The sequence below is a fragment of the Fusobacteria bacterium ZRK30 genome, assembly GCA_024628785.1.
Classification (GTDB): Bacteria; Fusobacteriota; Fusobacteriia; order Fusobacteriales; family Fusobacteriaceae; genus Psychrilyobacter.
Map to the genome: position 1 here is coordinate 1,574,483 of CP102405.1, position 21,255 is coordinate 1,595,737.

Consider the following 21,255-nt stretch of genomic DNA (forward strand, 5'->3'; position numbering starts at 1 on the left):
ATAAATAGTGATATTATTATTTATATTTAGTTCAATTGAATCTATTTAATTTAAAAATAAAAAAATAATTAATATATTTCCACAGAATAAAACAAATAATTTAAAAATGGAAAAATATGAGGAGAAAATAAAATGAAAAAAGCAGTATTATTAGATGTAAGTGCAATTATGTACAGATCATATTATGCACATATGAACCTTAGAACAAGTTCAGAACCAACCGGTGCAACCTTTGGATTTTTAAATACACTCCTAGGAGTCCTAAAAGAATTTGAACCTGAATATATAATAGGGGCTTTTGATGTAAGCAGAAAATCTTTGGAGAGAACAAAAATTTATGATAAGTATAAATCTGATAGAAAACCAATGCCAGATGATCTGGCTTTGCAGATAAAAAGAATTGAGGAACTCTTAGATGTATTTAATATAAAAAAAGTAAAAATTGAAGGGCACGAAGCTGATGATGTTATGGGAACTTATGCAAAGGAACTCTCAAAAGAGGGAATAGAAACATATGTAGTCACTGGAGATAAAGACCTTTCTCAGGTTTTGGATGAAAATATAAACATTGCTCTTTTAGGAAAGGGAGATGGGAAAAGCAGATTTGGAATCCTTCGAACTCCTGAAGATGTAGTGGCACAATTAGGAGTCACACCAGAATTAATTCCTGATCTATTTGGTCTTATTGGAGATTCCAGTGACGGGATACCAGGTGTCAGAAAAGTAGGTCCTAAAAAAGCAGTTCCAATGTTAGATCTATATGGAGACTTAGAGGGAATATATGAAAATGTAGAAAAATTAAGCGACATCCCCGGGATAGGAAAAGGGTTAGTAAAAAATATTATTGAGGATAAGGAACTGGCATTTCTGAGCAGAGAACTGGCAGTTATAAAAACAGATATCGACCTGAATTTTAATTTGAAAGATATGGAATATAATAAAGACTTGAATAAGCTGGTAGAATTATGCAAGGAATTAAATTTTAAAAGCTACATCAAAAGATTTACTTTAGAATTGGAAAAAGAAGACAAGGATAAACCAACTTTGGATATTCAAAATGTGGAAAGTTTAGAAAAAGTTACAGAAGAGACAGGTTCTCAAAGACAAAGTGAACTAAAAAAAGCTTTGGAAGAGATCTTAAAAGTTATAGATACTGTATCTATAACAATGGAAGAATTTAAACTGATAGAGAAAAAAGTAGAAGAAAATTTTTCTGAAAAAAAGCAGAAAATGGAAGTTTTAGTGGAAAAAGAATTTGAAAGAAGCAATATTGTTGATTTAGACGGAATAAAGAAATTAAAAAAAGAGATAAAAAAATCTGACCAGGTGGCACTCTTTGCAAATGAAAGCGGGATAGTATTTATTACAGATAAGGGGAGCAGATATGTCTCTTTAAATCCAAGTGCTCTTATAACAGCAGAGATAACTTTAGATGCTTTAAAACCATTACTTCAACTGGATACACCATATATAGTCTATGGATATAAGAAATTACTAAAATCAGGGATAGATCCTAAAAATATAAAGTGTGACATCTTTATAGGAAACTATCTTTTGACCAATCATACAAAGGAAGAGTTTGAAAACCTGGTTCTAGACAGAGATGGTGAGGTTTTAAAAACACAAAGTGAGATTTTAAAAGAAAAATCTATTGAAAAGATGAGTTTAGAAGATATGCATGATTTTTTAGAGATCAGAGCTAAATTTCTATACAGATCAGGAGCTAAATTTTTAGAGGAATTGGAAGAGGAAAACTTAGCAAAGATATACAATATCGAGATGGAATTAGTTAAGGTATTATATAAGATGGAAGAAGAAGGGATCCTAATTGATTTGGAATACTTCAAGGAATACCAGCAAGAATTAGCTGTAAAATTAGATGAGATAATTCCTCAAATCAAAGCTGAAGTAAAAAAAGGTGTGGAACATAACATCAACATGATGGAATTGACTGAAAGTCAGATCAGGGAGAGCCTCTTACAATTAGGGAAACTTAACTATAAGAAAAAATCTGAATATACTGCCTACGAAGAGAAGGTAGAAAAAGCAGATCTGGAAGAACTATTGAATAATCAGCTGGTATTCAATATAGCTTCACCTAAACAATTGGGTATAGTTTTATTCCAACTGATGAAACTATCTAAGGTAAAGAAAGAATCTGTAGGGGTAGAGGTCTTAGAAGTACTTAGGGACAGAGATGGAGAAATTATTGCCAAAAATATCTTGGAATATAGAAAATTAGCTAAATTACAGAGTACCTATGTAGAGGCATTGCCTAAATTAGTAGATGAACATAGCAGGATACACACAACATTTAATCAGACAGGAACTGCAACGGGAAGATTGTCGTCGTCCAATCCAAATCTGCAAAATATCCCAGTGAAAACACCAGAGGGGATAAAGATCAGACAGGGATTTGTGGCAAAAGACGGATATAAACTCCTGGCTATTGATTATTCTCAAATAGAGCTTAGAGTTTTAGCAGAAATAAGTCAGGATGAAACTCTGATCCTTGCCTATGAGCAGGATAAGGATCTCCATGACCTTACAGCCAGAAAATTATTTTCTCTGACAGAGGATGAGGAAGTAAGTCGTGAAAAAAGATCTTTGGCAAAAATCGTTAATTTTAGTATAATCTATGGGAAAACAGCCTTTGGATTGTCCAGTGAGCTGAAAATAAGCCTCAGTGAAGCCAAAGAATATATTGCGAGATATTTTAACCAATATCCAGGGGTTAAGGCTCTGGAAACTAAGATAATAGAAGATGCTAAATGTGATGGATTTGTAAGAACCCTCTATGATAGAAAAAGGACGATAGACGGTATAAATTCTTCCAATAAAAACATTGTAAAACAGGCTGAAAGAATGGCAGTAAACTCTGTGATCCAGGGAACAGCAGCAGATATTTTAAAAATAGTAATGGTGGAATTAAATAAAAAGTTAGAGGGCAGGGAAGACATAAAGATGAACTTACAGGTTCATGATGAATTGATCTTTGAAGTAAAGGAAGAAAAGATAGAAGAATATGCAAAACTTATCAAAAATACAATGGAAACTACTGTAAAACTAGATCATGTGAAATTAAAGGCTAATGTAGCTATGGGTTATAATTGGAGTGAAGCTAAATAGATAGGAGTGGAGATGTCATATACATTTAGGATAAAAGATGAAATTTTTAGTAAAGAGATAGATAGTTACGATGAAAATCTAGCTGAGATTTATGGAATACTTTATTCGAAGAATGCATTCTACGAAAAAAAAATTGAGATAACTTTGGAAAACTACCCTCTTTCACAGAGGGTGGTTGAACTCTTTAAAAAATTAACAAATTTAAAGACTTTTATAAAATATTCTATCAGTAAAAAACTGGGGGAACATAAGGTATATGTAGTTACTATACCCTACCAGATGGGATATAATAAGTTTTTAGATTCTTTTAGGTTGATAGAGGAGCAGTTAGATCAAAGGGAGGATCTGTATAATGGTTTTCTCAGAGGGTTATTTTTGGCCTGCGGATATATAAAAGATCCGGAAAAAGAATATGCCATTGATTTTTTTATAGATTCTGAAGAAGTAGCGGACAAACTTTATTCCCTTTTAAAATTCAGGGATAAAAGGTGTTTTAAAACAACTAAAAGGAATAAATTCCTGATATACCTGAGAAATTCAGAGGATATTATGGATGTTTTAGTGGCAGTGGGGATCCTGAAAGAATTTTTTAAATATGAAGAAACAATAATGATGAAAGAGATAAAAAATAAGACCATTCGAGAGATAAACTGGGAAGTAGCTAATGAGACAAAGACACTAAATACTGGGAGAAAACACGTACTTATGATAGAGTATATAGATAAGGAGATAGGTCTTTCTTCACTAACCCCTGTATTGCAGGAGATAGCTATGCTGAGGTTACAAAATCCAGAATTTTCCCTTCATGAATTAGGAAATCTGATTAATTTGAGTAAATCTGGAGTTAGAAATAGGTTTAGACGGATAGAAAAGATCTATAATGATTTGAAAGAAGAAAATAAATAAGGAGTATAGTATGAAAATCATAGATGATATATTTCAATTAAAAGAGAAAAATCACGATCTATGTGTGGCGATTGGAGCATTTGATGGAATACACGAAGGTCATAAAAATGTAATTGAAGGGGCGATTAAGAGGGCAAAAAAAATAGGGGGGAAATCAGTGGTATTTACCTTTGATAAACATCCTAAAAGTTTTATGTCTCAAAAAACAGCTCCTAAACTGATAAATTCAAAGGAGGAGAAGGTCCACCTTTTGGAAAAGCTGGGAGTAGATTATGTTATATTTCAAAAATTTGATAAAAATTTCTCTGCCCTTACACCATTAGAATTTTTAAAACTACTAAAGATGTTTAGAACCCGTGAAATTTTTGTAGGATTTAATTTTAGATTTGGTGCAGGAGGAGCAGCTACTGTAGATGACATGATAGAGATGGGAAAAACCTGTGGAATCGAGGTAAATAAGACAAATCCTGTAACTTCAGGGAAAAAAGTCATAAGCAGTACTTTAATCAGGGAATTGATAACCTGTGGAGAGTTGGATACAGTAAAAAATCTATTGGGTTATAATTTATTTATAATAGGAAATGTAGTTCATGGGAAAAAGTACGGACATCAGCTGGGATTTCCCACAGCAAATTTAAAATTAATGGATAAGATCTATCCTCCATTTGGGATATATGGAGCTAAAGTTCAGATAGAGGGTTATGACAAGGTATATGACGGAGTAGTAAATATAGGAAGAAATCCCACACTAAAAGATGGGGAACTAAGTGTAGAAACTCATATATTGGATTTTTCAGACTATATATATGGGAAAAAGGTTGTTGTGGAGTTGATAAAAAACCTCCGATCTGAAAAAAAATTTAATTCCATAGATGAATTAAAAACAGCTATCGCCAACGATGTTTTGATATGGAAGGGCTATCTGCAAAATAACTAAACTAAAAATAACAATAAATATAAAATAAAAAAATTAAAGAAGGTAAAAATGAAATTAGAGATTAAATTAGAAAATTTTGAAGGTCCCCTGGATCTTCTCCTCCATCTTTTGGAAAAAAAAGAGATGAAGATAACAGAGGTAAAGATAAGTACCCTTATAGATGAATATCTTTCCCTCATAGAGGAAGCCAGAAGGGAAAGTGTCTCCATCAAGGTAGAATTTTTAGGAGTAGCCAGTGAATTATTGGAAATAAAAGCACTATCTATCTTAAATATGAGGGAGAAGGAGAAAAAAGAGGAAGCTCTTTCACAAAAACTTGCAGAATATAAATTATTTAAGGAATTGAGTGAAAAAATAAGGGAATTAGAAAATGAATATAATATTTCCTATACTAAATTCAGTAAAGGGAAAAATATAATAAAGGTTCCCAATACAGATTTTGATCTGTCCAATCTAAGCGGGAACCTGATATTTCAGATCTATTCTAAATATATAAAAAATACAGATGTATATGAGATCGATATCGAAGTTAAATACGATCTTAAAGAGGAAAAAAATAAATTATGGAAGAGCATACCTGTAGGAAGGGAAGTTTATTTAGAGGATATATTTTCCAAAGCTGTAGACAGACTTCACCTGGTATATCTATTTTTATCCCTCTTGGAATTATACAGAGATGATGACATCGAGATATTAGAACATGGAATAAAATTAAAAACTCCCTGTGAGGTGATCTAGGATGTTTAAAAGTGGTATTTTAATTATGATAATCACCTTAGCCAGCAGAGTTTTAGGGTTGGTTCGAACAGCACTTATTGCATATTATTTTGGAGCAACCAAGTATACCGATGCTTATTTTAGTGCCTTTAAGATAAGTAATTTTTTCAGACAATTATTGGGAGAGGGAGCTTTAGGAACAGTATTTATTCCAGTCTACAACGATAAGGAAAAAAAATACGGGGCTGAAAAATCTAAATCTCTGATATATTCAGTCTTAAACTTGTTATTTATATTTACAACTCTGATAACCATCCTCATGGTTATCTTTTCCGACAATATAATTAATTTTATTGTAACAGGATATCCTGAGGAAACGAAGATTATAGCTTCTAAACTTTTAAAAATAATGGCTGTTTATTTTGTATTTATAGGTTTAGCCGGGATGATCTCTGCTATATTAAATAATTTTAAAAAGTTTTTAATTCCTGCCAGTACCTCATTATTTTTTAACTTTGCCATAATAATGAGTATTATGGTTTATGGGAAACAATATGGTGTGACGGCAATGGCAGTAGGAGTAGTTGCAGGTGGACTGTTACAATTTTTAGTGGTCCTCCCTGCCTTTATAAAAATAGTTAAAAACTATGAATTTAAGATAGATTTTAAAGATGATGACCTAAAAAAGATCTTTATCCTGATGATACCTATGCTTCTTGGGATCTTTGCCAGACAGATAAATAGTATAGTGGATCAGTTTTTTGCATCTCATTTGGCCAGCGGAGGAGTATCAGCATTAGAAAATGCTACAAGGATATATAATCTGCCACTGGGAGTATTTGGTATTTCCATAGCTACAGTAATCTATCCTACCCTTTCTAAGGCTATTTCAAACAATGAAACTGAAGTAGTCAGTAAGAGTCTTCAGAGGGGATTAAATTTTTTACAATTTTTAATCATACCCAGTATGGGAGTCTTGATATTTTATGCAAGGGATATAATAAAACTGGTTTTAGGTCATGGAGAATTTACACAAAATTCCATAACTATTACCTCTGAAAGTTTGATATATTATTCAGTGGGATTATTTTTTTATACGGCAGTTCATCTAATGAGTCGGGCATTCTATGGGATGAAAGATACTAAAAGACCTGTAATATTTAGTATTGTATCTATAATAATAAATATAATTTTAAATGCAGTATTGATCAGACAATTCCAACACAGAGGACTGGCACTGGCTACAGCCATAGCATCTATGGTTAATTTTATGCTGTTATATATTACATTCAATAAAAAATATATAAAGTTAGACCTGACTTATATAGGAAAGTTTAAATTTAAAGTTGTTATGAGTACGCTCCTGGCATTAGGAGGAAGTTTTTATATAGATAACGTCTTTATAAAGTTGATAACTTTTTCCGGGATCTATTTGGCTCTCTGGGCATGGCCTCTGAAAAAAAATAAATTAGAGGTATTTTAACTTCGTTTTTTTATTAGTTTCTTCTAATAATTAGGAGAGACTAAATTTAGACAGGCAGTTAAGAAAAGAATAGAAAAGTATAATAGCTTCTCAAAATTCATGAGAAGCTGTTATTTTTTTTGAAAATTAAAGGTTTGGATCTGTAGAGTTGATAAACTAAAATAATTTCAGAAAAATTATAGAGATGGTATAAAAAAAGGAGAGGTTTGAGAAAAAATGAAGAAAAAAATTTATATAGGTTTATTTATAGGATGGATTATATTTATGTACCAGCTGCCATCAATAGTGAAAAATATAGCAGTAAATAAACTAGAAAAAACAATAGGAAGAAAAGTAAGCAGCGGAGATTTTAGATATAATTACCTTAGGAATATTCTTTCAATTGAAAATCTTAAGATATATGAGGATGACGGGGAAAATATTTTCGTGAAATTTGATTCTTTCAATGTAAATATAGATATATTTCCCTTGTTAAAAAGAAAATTTTATATAGAGGAGTTAACCCTTATAAATCCAAATTTCACATTGAAATATAGTGATGGGACAGCCAATTTTGACTCTATTTTAAAAAAAATAGGTTCAGACAATAAAAAAGTAGAAGATGTAAATGAAACTAATCACTATATAAAAAGTGTTGAATTAGAAAATATCACTATAGATAATTTCACTTTTTATTATAATAACCAGGTGGTCCAAGGTAAAAATAAATTTACTCTGGAAACACCGCAAATATTGTATGAAAAGAAAAATGTTATCTTAAACTCAATGGTAGATTTTTATGAAAATGGAAAAATAAATTTAAATTTAGAATATAAAAAGGATGGATCTTTATCAGGAGAAATAGAGACAAAAGAATTTTTATTAGATGACAAACTATATATATTAAAAGCTTTATATGGTTTGGAAAAATTAGAGGGGGAGATAGACAGTTACTTTAATTTTGATTGCAATTTTATTAAAAATGTATATAACTTAAAAGGTGAATTTAGTTTAAAGGAATTAAATGTAAGTTCTGCTGAGTTTGGAAAACTTTTTTCAATTGATTATATAGAAGGGAAAATAGAAAATTTTAAAATAAAAGAAAACCAATTTTTTTTAGAGGATATAAGAACAAATAAAGGGATAGTGAATACGGGGAATATTAAAAAGTATATATCATTTATCTCAAAAATTTCAAATAAAAAAGAAAATAAGAGTAGTGTAAAAAAAGAGGAGTTAGAATATCCTGTATTTAATATAAAAAAATTTCAAATATCAGATTATAAAATATATGATGAAAAAACAAACTTAGAGGTAGAAAATTTTAAAATAAATGATTTAGGGACATTAAAAGGAGATTCTAGTTTAGAATTTATAGGAAAATTTCAAAACTCTGAAGTCAATTTTATGGGAGAGATAAAAAAAGAAAAGGCTGTAAGAAAAGAAAAAGACATAGATTATATTGGGATTGGTGGAGATATAAATGTAGTCTCTTTAAATTTAAAAGATATTGATCCACTTTTACAAGAAAAATTATATTTAAATGGAAATTTAAATATTTCTTCAAAATTTAATTATTTAAAGGGTAATCTTCAGATGGAAAATCTGATCTCTTTAAAAAAACTGTCATTGAAAAAAGACAAGATGATTTTAAAACTAGAAAGTTTAAAATTTAATAACACTATCTCAAGGAATAGTAAAGATTATCATATTATAGGAAAGATGAAAGCTCAAGGGGGAGCTTTTAATATGGATGAGGTTAATTTTTGGTTAAAAAATGGAGATATAGAGATAGGGGAAATATCCAAAAATAAAATAAGATTAAATAAAATAAAATTAGAGAGGCCATGGATTAAAATAAAGAAGAAAGAAGAAAAAAATAATTTACAGAAAAAAATAACACAGGGGAAAAGTTCCAAAGATCATGAAAAAAATAATTTAAAAGAAGAGAAAAAAGAGAAAGTTAAACTACCTGGATTATTCATTGGAAATATAGGCGTGAGTAATGGCCGGTTAGATTATATTCATAAAAATATAAAGTATAATCTAAGAGATATTATAGTCAATATAGATAATTTTACTACAGAAAAAAATAAGGAATTTAACGGAAACATAAGGGCGGATCTAACAGGTAGTGGAAAGTTTAAGTTTAATTTTCTGTCTTCATTGGAAAAAAGCTGGGATTTCTCTCCTGTAAGTTTAAATATGGATGGACAGTTAGATATATTTAATTTGAATTTCCTAGATTTTAAGCAGGTTCTTTCTGAAAATTTACCCAATGAAATTGACAATGGAAAACTTAACTATAACTGTAATATCACTCTAAATAAAGGAAAAGTAGTAGGGGAGAATCTTATCTCTGTAGAAAAGATTAATATAGGGGAGAAAACAAAGGTAGATTCTATGATCCCTTTAAAATTAGGAGTTAATATACTTAAAGACAGAGAGGATAATTTGAAATTAGATCTTCCTATATCCGGTGACTTTAACAATCCCAAATTTAAAATATCCAGAGTTATCTTAGAGGGATTAAAAAACATCTTAATAAGAGCAGTAGCTTCTCCAGCAGACTTTATATTAAGCTCTTTCAATATAGGTCAGGATAAAGATCTGTTTATTGAGTATGAGTATTTAAATCCAAATTTTAAAACTAAAGATAATAATACATTGGAAAAAGTGGTTGAGATATTAGAAAAAAAAGAGGATATAAATATAATTTTTACCCTATTTACCGATAAAGAAACCGAAAAAAAATTATTAAATACAAAATTAAAGGAAGAGATGTTTTTTAAACGGGATACAAAAGATGAAATTTTAGAAGGAGAAATAAATAAAATAGTAACAGAAAGAAGTGAAGGAATTCAAAATTATTTTAAAGATAGAGAACTAGGACAAAGAGTAAAAGTTCAAATTTCAGACATTTCAAGAAATAAGGCTATGTCAAGTATCGAATTAATAATAAAGCATTAAAATAAATAAAATCTCCTCAAAATTTTGAGGAGATTTTATTTTATAAAAATTTAAATCTCTCTAGATCCTTGTTTCTCTTTTTATTGAAGGAAATAGAATTTTTAATTTTTTAAGATAATTATCGGTTGATGCAGCATTACATTGTTAGGATAAAAAATAATTTCATCTTCTGTAGTAATTATTTCTACATAGAATAATTTCATATCGTGGATAATACCTTCAATAGTATTCTCACCATTTCCTAGTCTCACTTTATCTCCAAGTTTTATGTTATAACTAAAAAAAAGAATGATCCCAGACGATATATTACTGAGGTTTGACCAGGAGGCAAAACAGGCTGTACCTATTATGGTAAAAGCTGTAGCGACAATTAAGAAGAACTCATGAAGTTCTACTCCCCAAACCAATAACAATATGGAAAAAATGGCTATTACTATAAAAAAAGTAATGAATCTTTTTGTTCTTTTTATTCTTTCATGGGAAAGTAAATTTTTTTTTCCGAAACTATCAATCCCTTTATAAAAAGTTTTTCTAACAAATAAAAATAGTATAATTAACAATATACTTAGTATAGGTTTTTCTAGGACTTTAAAAAATTCATTCATAACTTCTCCTCTCTTGAAAATAAAAATTTAAGTTAGCGATGTAAAAAAAATTATCAATTAATTCTTTTTTTATTCTTAAAAATAATATTTGTTAAAGAATATTTAGTAAATTTTTTGGATTTCTTTTTATATTCCAAATGGTATTTTTTAATCATCTCTGCTATACTTTTTCTTTCATCATCATTTAATGCTTTAAACATCTCTAAAAATTTCAATTTTTCACTGAATGTTTTTTCTCCTAACAATACATAGGCCATTGAATAAAGTACCCCTATTTTTCCCATGTTCTTTCCTTCAGTTTCTTGAATTAACTTATCAGATATAAAAATTATTTCTCTTTTTTTAGTTTGTAGTTCATGTTCTATAGTAGCCCAAGTATGTTGCAACAGGCTGCGAATTTGAATTTCAAACTTGACTCTTTTAAATTTTTTTTATTTTCCCTTTGGTGAAAATGAAACTACATAGTGTAGAGACATATAACCGAAAGATCTCGGATCCAACCCCTTTCTTTTATCGATAGTATTTTTCTCATCTACTACAAAAAATTCTTTTATCCTTTTCAATGGAGCTTTTTCCACGAATATCAATACTGTAAGAAATGGAGCTTTCGAAGGATTGTTGTTAGCTTTTATAGGGGTATTTATAAACACAGCTATTGTCGGGATTATAGTTTATTTTTTTACTGGATTCAGTATTTCATATTCACTTCTAATAGGTGCTATTGTGTCATCTACAGATGCATCGGCAGTGATGTCACTTCTCTCCTTTGGAGGGTTGAAATTAAAGAAAAAAGTTTCCTCCATTCTCTTGGTTGAATCAGGGACAAATGATCCCATGGCTAATGTAATTATAATTTTATTGATCATTCTGATTACTAGGCCTGATTTTAGTACACTTGAGGGAATAATGTTTTTATTCCTTCAAATAGTTGTTGGTGGACTAGTTGGATTTTTATCGGCTAGGGGAAGTATAGGATTGCTTAAAAGATTTTCTATTAAGCTGCCAGAAATACATCAGCTGATCCTGATATCTGGAGTATTTTTAACTTTTGGGATTACAAATATATTAAATGGTAATGGTTACCTTGCAATTTATATCTATGGATTGGTATTAGGAAATTCAGCAATACAGTTCAAAAAAAGTTCTAGACGTTTTTTTGCTAGTCTATCCTGGGGTGTTGAAATTGGTATATTTCTTATATTAGGACTTCTAGTATTCCCAAGTGAATTACTCAATGTTTGGAAAGTTGGAACTTTTATAGGGTTTGCACTTATATTAATTGCCAGACCACTTAGTGTAATTATTACTCTCTATAAAACAAAACTTTCCATGAAGGAAAAATTATTTATAAGCTGGGGAGGGTTAAAAGGAGCCGTTCCTATTGTTTTTGCAATTCTTCCTGTGCTTGCAAAGATAGAGGGCGCTGAAATTATCTTCCCCATAGTTTTTTATGTTGTTGCAATCTCAGTGGCTATACAGGGAACAACGCTACCATTTGTGGCTACATTATTTGGAATTAAAGACACGGAGAGTTCCAAATGGATTGAACCTGACTTAGAACAAATAGAATTTATGGAAGAAAAGATGATTAAATTAAAAGTAAAAAGTGGAAGTTCATTCCATAATAAAAGTGTGATGGATATGCAATTTCAAAAAGGAGTTCTTCTCCTTCTTATTGAAAGAAATAAACACCAAATTTTTCCTCAGGCAAATACAAAAATATTAGAATCTGATTCCCTCCTTATTTTTGGTGAGGATCAAAATAAACTAGATCAACTAATTGAAAATTGGAATAAGGTTGAAAATCAATTGGTCATTTAAGATAATTAATTAAAAATAATATATATAATATGTTTCTCTCTCTTTATTATATCTTGATCTTTATTGAGTATTTATCTCGATTTTATTTCTCCCCCTCCATACCGGCCTATGAGATCAGTTTTTCGTGAATTTGCAGTTAATATCTTTAAGGCTTCATCTCCGGCACTATGTCCCAATCTGCCATTGACTCTTTTAATCTAAATTTCTTTTCCCATTGCAATCTGTTTTGTTTGAAAACTATTTTCTTATCTGTCAATATTTCCATGGGTTGTGGTAGAGTTATATTCCGATTATATATAATAATTTTTTTTGTTAACTATTTAACTCATTATTTAAATGAATTGTTTAATTAAGTTAAGCAAAAAGGCCAAAAGTACTAGTTATTTGACTTGAATAAGTTAAATAACTGAGGGATTATTATAGGATAAAAAAAATCGTCATTACGACGATCTTAATATTGACTATTCTATTCAACTACAACCCTTGCATGGCTCTTTAATAGGGTCCCTGTAAGGACTGAAATAAAGAGTGTGGGCAGTAGCCAGGCGAACCCTTCAGAGGAAAATGGCAGGAGGCTGAAAGCTTCTGTAATATTATCTGATATTCCTGCTTTGGATATAACTTCTAGGACACTAAATGATAATCCGGTATATATACTTGCTTTGAATATATTATGATTGTCTATCTTTAATATATTTAACACTATAAGTATTATAGTAACTGGATAAAGGATTGTCAGTATAGGAACTGCTATATCTATTATAAATCCTAATCCTGTCGCTGCTAATACTGTTGATATTACGCAGGTTATTGTTGTGATCCCCCTGTATGATAGCTTTGTTCTCTCTGAGAAAAAATCAGCTACTATGGCAACCAGTGCTATTGAAGTTGTTAAACAAGCCACAGTTACACACATCCCTAAAGCTGCTATACCCAGAGATCCCATAGTTGTTTGTGCAAAATACATAATTAATTCAGATCTGCTGAGGGACAGACCGTTGCCATTGGCCATAGCACCAAGGTATAACAATCCTCCATAAACAAGAGCCATTCCCAGACCAGCTAGAATACCTGATTTAACTATCATAGTTCTCTGTTCTGTTTCTCTGGTATATCCATTAGCTTTGAGACCTTTTACTATTATTGCTCCTAATATTACAGAAGTTATAGCATCCATAGTCTGATATCCACCAAAGAATCCATAGGAAAATGAGTTCTGATCTATAATTTTATTCCCTGGAACTCCAAACCCCATGAAAGATCCTTTAAGAATTATAGCTGCAAGGATTGTCAAGATCACAGGTGTCAGGTATTTACCTATATTATTCATTAATTTTGAAGGCTTCATAACTAAAATATACACAACAACAAAATATATAGATGAGACTAATAGAGGATTTATATCTCCAAAATTAGGAACTATCCCCATCTCATAAGCTGTAGCCGCTGTTCTCGGTGCTCCAAGCATTGGTCCTATGGAAAGAATCAATAGTGTAAAATAGCCTGTGTTAAATCTATCGGAAACTTTGTTCCCAAACTTATTTATATCTGTAACCCTGCTAAAGGCGAGAAGTCCGCAGACAGGAAGGCATATTCCGGTAAGGAAAAACCCTGCTGCAGCTCCTAACCATTCTTTTCCAGTCATCAAACCAATCTCTGGGGGAAATATAAGATTCCCTGCTCCAAAGAACATAGCAAATATTGCTAATCCAAATACTAATACATCATTTTTATTTTTCATACATACTCCTTTAATACTTTTTATATTTAACAATATCGTGTTTGATATAACTTAACTTTGTTAAATTTTAATTAGTTTAGCATGTGGATTCACTAAATAAAAGGACTAATGTCTTTATTTTGATAACTTTTTCATTTTTATGATATTTTTGTACATAAAAATGAATTATCGGAGAAATTTCAACTATAAATTTATCTTTTAGGCCTCTTATAAAAATTAAAGGTATATTCATATCTATGAGATCCTTCTTTGGGGGGTTATTCTAGATAAAATATTATATTTTTCAAGTTCACACATGGCATTTTTTACAAAAGTAACTGAACAGCCAAGTTTTTTGGAGATTCCTGTAGGAGAGAAGTGAAAATTATATTCATGTATCGACAAGATATAGATAAACAATAACTTCCTCTTATAAGGTGATTTTTTACTGATACCATCTTTTCTGGGTAAATATAACTTCAGTTCTAACAGGAGCTATCTTGAGAAGGTTCCTATGTATCTTACTCTTTATTATATCCATTTCTTCTACTGTAACAACTTCTAATGGTTTTAATAGCGTCACTGTATGATAGTGTCTTCCGACTTTAAGAATCTTGAGATCTGGGGTTTAATATTCGTCCCTGTTTTAAGGATGTTTTATCAATTTTTAAAATATTCATATTAACAACTCCTTTTTTTAATATATCTGATTATAAAAGAGTTACGCAGGTCATAGTCAAGAAAAAATTATTTTAAAAAAATTTATGGTTAGATTGTTAAAAGGTATTAATTTGTTATTTATAATTTCTAACTGTATAATATAAACAGGACAATTAATCATAGTATTATTAGTAGGAACAGGGAGGTAAGATGAACTTAATAGAATTCATTAAAGAACAAAATCAACCACTAGAAGAGTTAGTGGATCTACTTCCTATTCCGATATTCTATAAAGATAGAAAGGGAGTATATCTAGGGTGCAATAAAGCATTTGAAGAGTTTATAAAACTTTCGAAGGAGGAGCTAGTAGGAAAGACAGTGCACGAACTGTTCCCCAAGAAAGAAGCTGACGTTTATTTTCAGAAAGATGAAGAACTATTTAATAGTTCAGAAATTCAAATTTATGATGGGAAGGTCGCATCCCATGAAAATAACTTATATAATGTTCGTTTTCATAAAGTCGCCTTTAAAAATGATAATGGGGAAGTCACCGGTCTTATTGGTGCAGTATTTGATATTACCAAAGAGGTAATGCAGGAAAAACATCTGGAGAAACTGGCTTCCTATGATGAACTTACAGGGATCTATAACAGACGTAAGGGGATGCTTGTCTTGGAAAACCGGATTAATCAGAGTAAATATGACAAACTGCCGTTTTCAGTTGTCATGATGGACATAGACCACTTTAAAAAAATAAACGATACCTACGGACATGGTTATGGAGATGAAATTCTGAAGGTTATTTCACAGATATTGAAAAAAAATTTAAGAGATCAGGATATAGTTTTTAGACATGGTGGAGATGAGTTCATCTATTTTCTTCCCAAACTTGGTAGAAAGAAAGCTTTTTTAGTATCAGAAAGGATACGGAGGAGTATACTGGAGAGGTTTGAAAACCATGAAAAAAAAATATGCAGAGATCTCAGTGCAAGTTTTGGGATAGCAGTATTTCCTAATGATGGTAATATTGTTGATAAGTTAGTCAATAAAGCAGATGATGCTATGTATAAAGTTAAAATAAGTGGACGTAATGGAGTGGGATTTGCAGATATAGTGTAAAAAATGAGGTGGGGAAATGGAGAAAGAAAAATTTACTATTCCGGCAGTAGGAGGGATAATAGAAGGTAATATAAATGGGGAAGATGTGATTTTGATGCAAAAAAGATTTAAGGATTCCAAAGATGGAAATGGCTTGTTGGAGATACCGGCAGGAAAAATAAGAGAATTCGAAGATGTTTTTACATGTTTAAGAAGGGAGGTCAGGGAAGAAACCGGTCTGGAAGTTGTAAAAATTGTAGGAGAAGAGACAGCAGTTGAAGTGGTAGAAGATGGATATTGTGTTTTAAACTATGAGCCCTTTAGTATCTCTCAAAATATAGATGGCAAATACCCTGTAATGGTGCAGATTTTTATATGTAAAGCTGAAGGAAAGCTTCTTAGATCTTCCAACGAGTCTCAAGAAATTCAATGGATTTCATTGAAGGTATTAAAAGAAAAGTTGGAAAGATCACAAAGAGATTTTTATCCCATGCATATCACCACATTAAAAAAATATCTTAAGATGAAGAATCTGTAGTTAAAAAATCTAATATTTTATTTTAAAGATGTTAGTCCCCCTGGGGATTTCTAGTTTTGATATGGCTATCCCTGCTAATAATATAATAATACCTATTATACTTACGGTTAATAGATATTCTTTCAAGAAAAAATGGCCGATAATGGCAGCTGCTGGAAGTTCTACCAGACTTATTATACTTGCTTTTGTAGGGGTAATAAATTTCAGTGACATAGAATAAATAGTATAAGAAAAAACTGTGGGAATCAATCCTAACAAAATTGAAAAAATAATAGTGTTGGGACTAAATGTTTTTAAAAGTAGTTTTGTATCCAGCATAGGAACTGTAAAAATAGATCCTATCAGAAAACTATACATAAGAATCCCTGTAAAATTAAATTCTTCGGAAATTCTTTTTCTTAATATTGGGAAAGATCCAAAAGCTAATGCTGATAACAGCCCTACAAGAAGCCCAGCTCCATTTGTTTGTAGCTTAGAAAAGTCTCCTCCTGTTACAACAAGGGATGCCCCATAAAGAGCTAAAAATAAAGCTAAACTTTTGAATAACGTTATCTTTTCAGAAAAAAAGAATCTGGATAATATTGCGGTAAAAAGTGGCCCTAAACATACCATCATTATACCTACTGTTGTAGAGGTCATAGAAATACATTTATACATAGCTAAACTCATGGTTCCCTGACTTATAACTCCAATTAAAACGGCATGTTTAAACTCTTTTTTTTCTATTCTCACTTTTTCTTTGTCCGTCATGAAATAAAAAATAAACATCATTAAAAATGCAAAGAACAACCTCAAAAAAGCTACTTCAAAGGGGCCTATACCTGTTTTCCCCAGATAATAGGATATAATTCCAATTGTTCCCCATCCAATACCAGCTAAAAATGCAAAACTATATCCCATTTTTTCCATATCTTCTCCTCCTTTTATTCCACCTGATAAATTTATTAAATTTGGATAATATATATATATTTCTTGTGAGCCAGTGCAGGAAATTAAATTATTCAAAAGTTAACTATTATTAAAACTATACTTCTAATAATAATTATTAGCAAGAAAAGATATAACTTTATATATATAATCAACTTCATAAGACGTAATATAAAAAAGAAGTCATTTTATAATGACTTCTCAATATTTTTACTATTTCAAAATTAAAATTTAATTTTCATCTTTAGTTTCAATAGAGTTTTCAGGATAACTTGTCCAGTCTGAATAACTTCCAATGTATACTTTTCCATTGGAGAAAAACTCACTGTAAACTGCATAATCTAAAGACGCATTTACCCCTGATCCACATGAAAATACTATGTTTTTAGAGTTCTTTAATCTTCTGAAAATTTCATTTAATTCCTCTACGGATCTTACTTTCCCACCTTTTAACAGTGATTTTGAATCTATAGAAAGAGCTGTAGGGATGTGTCCCGGCTTAGAATAAAAAGGTTCGTTTTGTCCTAAATATCTTTCATATGATCTGCACTCTACCAGGGAGATGTTTTTTTTCTCTATGGCCTCTTTTACTTCATCGATATCAGCATAGATATTCTTTAGGATCTCAAAATCATATTTGCTGTGAAGAGGTAGTGGAGTATTTTCTTTAGCAACTGTTCCCCCTTCTTTTAACCATTCTGGATATCCTCCATCTAATATTTTAACGTCCTCATGACCGATATATTTAAACATCCAAAAAGCTCTGGCTGCTGTAACCATCTCTTCGTCGTATACGACGATAGAGCTGTCCCTTGTTATTCCCAGTCTTTCTATTTTTTTGATGAATTCTTTTATCTCAGGAAGTGGTCTGGAGCCCCCATGTTCTTTTTTTTCTCCGGCTAAATCCCTGTCCAGATCTATGAAAAAAGAACCATCGATGTGTTCCTCATTATATTTTTTTTGTCCATACTCCGGATCATGCAGATCAAATCTGACATCTAGGATTACTACGTCTTTTAAATTTTCTTTTAATTGATTTACATTTATAAAGTTGTTCATTTTAAAGCCTCCTGCTAAATACTTATATATATTTTTTTAATAATTTTTATAAAAACTACCTAATAATATACCATAGATAGATAAAAAAGACCTGTTTTTCATATACATAATCTAATTAAAGAATATTTTCAAAACATTCCCTTAATTTTTCTGTGTCTAAGATCACTACATATTTTAGATTTTTACTTATAATTCCTTCTTCCTCCAATTTATTGCTGAGTTTATACAGCATAGTACTGCTTATATTCAGTATATTAGCAAAGTCGGTATATTTAAAGAAGAAAACTTTTTGGTCTATGGAGTTAATATAGAGCAGATAGGCAAAAGCAGCTTTAGTTCCGCCGCAAGTCAATATAACTGAGATAGTGTAAACGTAACGAAACACATTTAGATGTTCCTCTAATAAGAGAACATGAAATGCAGGATCTTTAGCAAGGGCAGCCTTAAGCTGTTCCACATCGATCTCTAAAATTTTTAGATTGTCAGCTGGGGAAAATAATTGAATATGGGGGATTAATTGATAATCTTCAAAGAGAAAAATTAATCCTAAAAAATTGTTTTTCTGATAAAAATAAGGGGAAAGGATCTCCCTTTCCTTGTATAAAATAGAAGCTAAAATTGTACCTTCAACTATAAAAAAAATCTTTTCACCGTCAATTTCATCATTAAAAATAATTCCTTTGGGACATTCTTTTGTGACATAATCAACTGAATTAGAGGTTAAAAAATCTTCAAGATCCTGTAATATCATAAAATCCTCTCCTTTATAAATTAATATAGTTTAGATTTTTTATTGTTTAGAAACATTGAGTTCTAATTATTAATAGTATACCACATCTATAAACTAGGTCTGTAGAGGATAATATTTATGGTATTGTCTGTATTGAATTTTTTAGAAAAGAATATATTAAATAATGGAGTAGAAGCTGACTTTCATGTATATCATGGCGAGACATATTAGAGATTATTTAGGAGCCACTTTTTTACCGAAATACTATGAACATTTCAGTCAATTAGACACCTTTCTTATAAATTATCTAAAAAAAAATAGATAAAAAAGGAGCTCTTCCAATTATGGAAAAGCTCTTTTTTTATTTTAATAACTCAGTATTCAGTTTATTTTATTTTTACTGCAACTCTGTTTCCTAAGATTCCTCCACCTACTAAAGCAGCGAAGAAAACCCATCCAGATAGTGAGAAGTTTGCAATTGGAGTATATAGTGCTCCTACATTACAACCATTTGCAAGTCTAGTTCCAAGTCCCATCAATATTCCACCCATAGCATATAGAGCCGCTTGTTTAGGTGTAATTTTAATTTCGCTTGTTGTTGTACTCTTAAACGTTCCAGCTAAAAGTAAGCAAATTACTGTTCCTACCATAATTCCAACGTTTTGAACATTGATTGGATGATCAAAAAATGGCATTGTATAGAATTTTACTGGGAAATTAGTAAAGTTAGATAATGATTCCGGTGATATTCCAAATATCATTAAGAATCTTCCGAACCACCATCCGTAAGGTGTAGAAGCTCCCCAACCGGCTTTAGTTACGCCCATTAATAATGTGAATATAACAGCTATTACCGATGCACCTACTTTCATAGACCATGGTGTAACAAATAATCTTGTATATGTTTCTTCACTTAATAATTTGAACTCTTTATTACTATCTTTATCTTGTGTAACAATTTTAACTTGCTCTATTTCACTGGGTACCCCTGTAAAAGTTCCAGATACTCTTCTAGATGATTCATATTTTTTAGATAAGTATACTACAATTCCACAAAGTAATGAAGTTAATAAAACCGCTCCTAAATATCCATCTAATCCATCCCATTTGAATAGATCCGGGAAATAAACTCCATTATATAATTTTGAACCTGTTTCAGATGTAAACCATGATTTTCTAATCCAGTCTGTTGGAATTCCAGCCTCTGTTACCCAAGTCGCAGCTCTTTGGAAAGGGAATCCTAAGAAAACACCCATACCAAAGAAGATAAGAGTAATGAATCCTCTTGAAAATCCTGTAACAACGTCTGTTAAAACTCCTGATGCACAACAAACTGAGAATGTCATACCAAATCCAAACATAATTCCACCAAGGATCAATCCAGAGTTAACCTGGTTTACCCAAAGATCGTATGAACTGGCGTCTGCATTATATAAAAATGCTGCCGACAAGATAGATGTACCTAAGAACATATAAGCTAATATTCTCATTAATTTTGTTGAACCTGTATTATAAGCTCTATTTACTGATCCTGCAAACCCCATAAATCCTCTAGTCAATGCATATCCAAATCCTGCTCCTGTTAATAATCTAAAAAATAACATTGAGCTGCTTAACATTGTTTTACCTATGATTAGTGTTAATATTAAAACTATCAATCCTATTAAATTTTGTCCTTTTTTCATTTTTCCCTCCTAATATCTCAATCTTACACACAACATACACTTAATACGTAGGAATTAAGTATGTTGTTGAGATAATAATATCATAGTTTACTGATGTTGTCAATAATGTGAAATCTGGAAAGATGAAAATTATGGATTCTCACATGAAATGAAAAGTATAAAAATAATTTTAATTGTCTTTATTCTATTGTTTACATGGAGTTTTTTAGAAAATAATATTCTTTACAAACTAGGTTTGTAGAAGGGTGTGTGATCTCTATGGTATTTTATTTATATAAATTAGGGGAGGCT

General features: G+C 30.7%; 18 protein-coding genes and 1 pseudogene. 9 read left to right on the forward strand and 10 right to left on the reverse strand.

The genetic code is table 11. The features are described from left to right. The first annotated feature begins 132 nt into the window (after nucleotides 1-132). The 6 genes from NRK67_12700 (at nucleotide 133) to NRK67_12725 (ending at nucleotide 10,121) form a co-directional block, all read left to right on the forward strand. A complete protein-coding gene (locus tag NRK67_12700) occupies nucleotides 133-3,129 on the forward strand; it encodes a DNA polymerase (protein UUV18144.1) in 2,997 nt (998 codons plus the stop codon). A 12-nt stretch (nucleotides 3,130-3,141) separates the two neighbouring features. Beyond that, complete coding sequence (whiA, locus tag NRK67_12705; protein ID UUV18145.1) at nucleotides 3,142-4,035, forward strand: DNA-binding protein WhiA; 894 nt, start codon at nucleotides 3,142-3,144, stop codon at nucleotides 4,033-4,035. 10 nt (nucleotides 4,036-4,045) lie between these two features. After that, nucleotides 4,046-4,972, forward strand: a complete 927-nt coding sequence (locus NRK67_12710; protein UUV18146.1) for a bifunctional riboflavin kinase/FAD synthetase — start codon at nucleotides 4,046-4,048, stop codon at nucleotides 4,970-4,972. A gap of 48 nt (nucleotides 4,973-5,020) precedes the next feature. Further along, a complete protein-coding gene (locus NRK67_12715) occupies nucleotides 5,021-5,710 on the forward strand; it encodes a segregation/condensation protein A (GenBank protein UUV18147.1) in 690 nt (229 codons plus the stop codon). Between the two features lies 1 nt (nucleotide 5,711). Beyond that, the gene (gene murJ, locus NRK67_12720) at nucleotides 5,712-7,172 is read left to right on the forward strand and encodes a murein biosynthesis integral membrane protein MurJ (GenBank protein UUV18148.1); all 1,461 of its coding nucleotides are present in this window, start codon (nucleotides 5,712-5,714) and stop codon (nucleotides 7,170-7,172) included. A gap of 216 nt (nucleotides 7,173-7,388) precedes the next feature. Then, nucleotides 7,389-10,121, forward strand: a complete 2,733-nt coding sequence (locus NRK67_12725; GenBank protein ID UUV18149.1) for a DUF748 domain-containing protein — start codon at nucleotides 7,389-7,391, stop codon at nucleotides 10,119-10,121. A 101-nt stretch (nucleotides 10,122-10,222) separates the two neighbouring features. Here the strand turns inward: NRK67_12725 and NRK67_12730 are convergent, their stop codons facing one another. From NRK67_12730 to NRK67_12740, 3 genes and pseudogenes are all read right to left on the reverse strand, one after another. Further along, nucleotides 10,223-10,726 (reverse strand): mechanosensitive ion channel family protein, encoded by a 504-nt coding sequence (locus NRK67_12730; protein UUV18150.1) that lies wholly within the window; start codon nucleotides 10,724-10,726, stop codon nucleotides 10,223-10,225. Nucleotides 10,727-10,779: 53 nt separating this feature from the next. Further along, nucleotides 10,780-11,136: pseudogene (locus tag NRK67_12735) on the reverse strand (hypothetical protein). Nucleotides 11,137-11,157: 21 nt separating this feature from the next. After that, nucleotides 11,158-11,289 (reverse strand): hypothetical protein, encoded by a 132-nt coding sequence (locus tag NRK67_12740; GenBank protein UUV18151.1) that lies wholly within the window; start codon nucleotides 11,287-11,289, stop codon nucleotides 11,158-11,160. Between the two features lie 19 nt (nucleotides 11,290-11,308). Here NRK67_12740 and NRK67_12745 point away from each other — a divergent pair, with 19 nt between their 5' ends. Beyond that, complete coding sequence (locus NRK67_12745) at nucleotides 11,309-12,547, forward strand: potassium/proton antiporter (GenBank protein ID UUV19937.1); 1,239 nt, start codon at nucleotides 11,309-11,311, stop codon at nucleotides 12,545-12,547. A 71-nt stretch (nucleotides 12,548-12,618) separates the two neighbouring features. On the opposite strand, the gene NRK67_12750 is transcribed toward NRK67_12745, so the two are convergent. The 3 genes from NRK67_12750 to NRK67_12760 all read right to left on the reverse strand — a co-directional run bounded on the left by NRK67_12750 (nucleotide 12,619) and on the right by NRK67_12760 (nucleotide 14,850). After that, nucleotides 12,619-12,744, reverse strand: coding sequence for a diguanylate cyclase (locus NRK67_12750; protein ID UUV19938.1), 126 nt, complete (start codon nucleotides 12,742-12,744; stop codon nucleotides 12,619-12,621). A 269-nt stretch (nucleotides 12,745-13,013) separates the two neighbouring features. Continuing rightward, complete coding sequence (gene brnQ, locus NRK67_12755) at nucleotides 13,014-14,288, reverse strand: branched-chain amino acid transport system II carrier protein (GenBank protein UUV18152.1); 1,275 nt, start codon at nucleotides 14,286-14,288, stop codon at nucleotides 13,014-13,016. A 424-nt stretch (nucleotides 14,289-14,712) separates the two neighbouring features. Further along, nucleotides 14,713-14,850 (reverse strand): hypothetical protein, encoded by a 138-nt coding sequence (locus NRK67_12760; protein UUV18153.1) that lies wholly within the window; start codon nucleotides 14,848-14,850, stop codon nucleotides 14,713-14,715. Nucleotides 14,851-15,137: 287 nt separating this feature from the next. Here NRK67_12760 and NRK67_12765 point away from each other — a divergent pair, with 287 nt between their 5' ends. Both NRK67_12765 and NRK67_12770 read left to right on the forward strand, forming a co-directional pair. After that, nucleotides 15,138-16,046, forward strand: coding sequence for a diguanylate cyclase (locus NRK67_12765; GenBank protein UUV18154.1), 909 nt, complete (start codon nucleotides 15,138-15,140; stop codon nucleotides 16,044-16,046). Between the two features lie 16 nt (nucleotides 16,047-16,062). Next, a complete protein-coding gene (locus NRK67_12770; protein ID UUV18155.1) occupies nucleotides 16,063-16,563 on the forward strand; it encodes an NUDIX hydrolase in 501 nt (166 codons plus the stop codon). Between the two features lie 9 nt (nucleotides 16,564-16,572). Here the strand turns inward: NRK67_12770 and NRK67_12775 are convergent, their stop codons facing one another. The 4 genes from NRK67_12775 to NRK67_12790 all read right to left on the reverse strand — a co-directional run bounded on the left by NRK67_12775 (nucleotide 16,573) and on the right by NRK67_12790 (nucleotide 20,964). Next, nucleotides 16,573-17,472, reverse strand: a complete 900-nt coding sequence (locus NRK67_12775) for a DMT family transporter (GenBank protein ID UUV18156.1) — start codon at nucleotides 17,470-17,472, stop codon at nucleotides 16,573-16,575. A gap of 249 nt (nucleotides 17,473-17,721) precedes the next feature. After that, a complete protein-coding gene (locus tag NRK67_12780; GenBank protein ID UUV18157.1) occupies nucleotides 17,722-18,549 on the reverse strand; it encodes a sulfurtransferase in 828 nt (275 codons plus the stop codon). A 115-nt stretch (nucleotides 18,550-18,664) separates the two neighbouring features. Continuing rightward, the gene (locus NRK67_12785) at nucleotides 18,665-19,300 is read right to left on the reverse strand and encodes a helix-turn-helix domain-containing protein (protein ID UUV18158.1); all 636 of its coding nucleotides are present in this window, start codon (nucleotides 19,298-19,300) and stop codon (nucleotides 18,665-18,667) included. Nucleotides 19,301-19,665: 365 nt separating this feature from the next. After that, nucleotides 19,666-20,964 (reverse strand): YeeE/YedE family protein, encoded by a 1,299-nt coding sequence (locus tag NRK67_12790; protein UUV18159.1) that lies wholly within the window; start codon nucleotides 20,962-20,964, stop codon nucleotides 19,666-19,668. Nucleotides 20,965-21,255 lie beyond the last annotated feature (291 nt).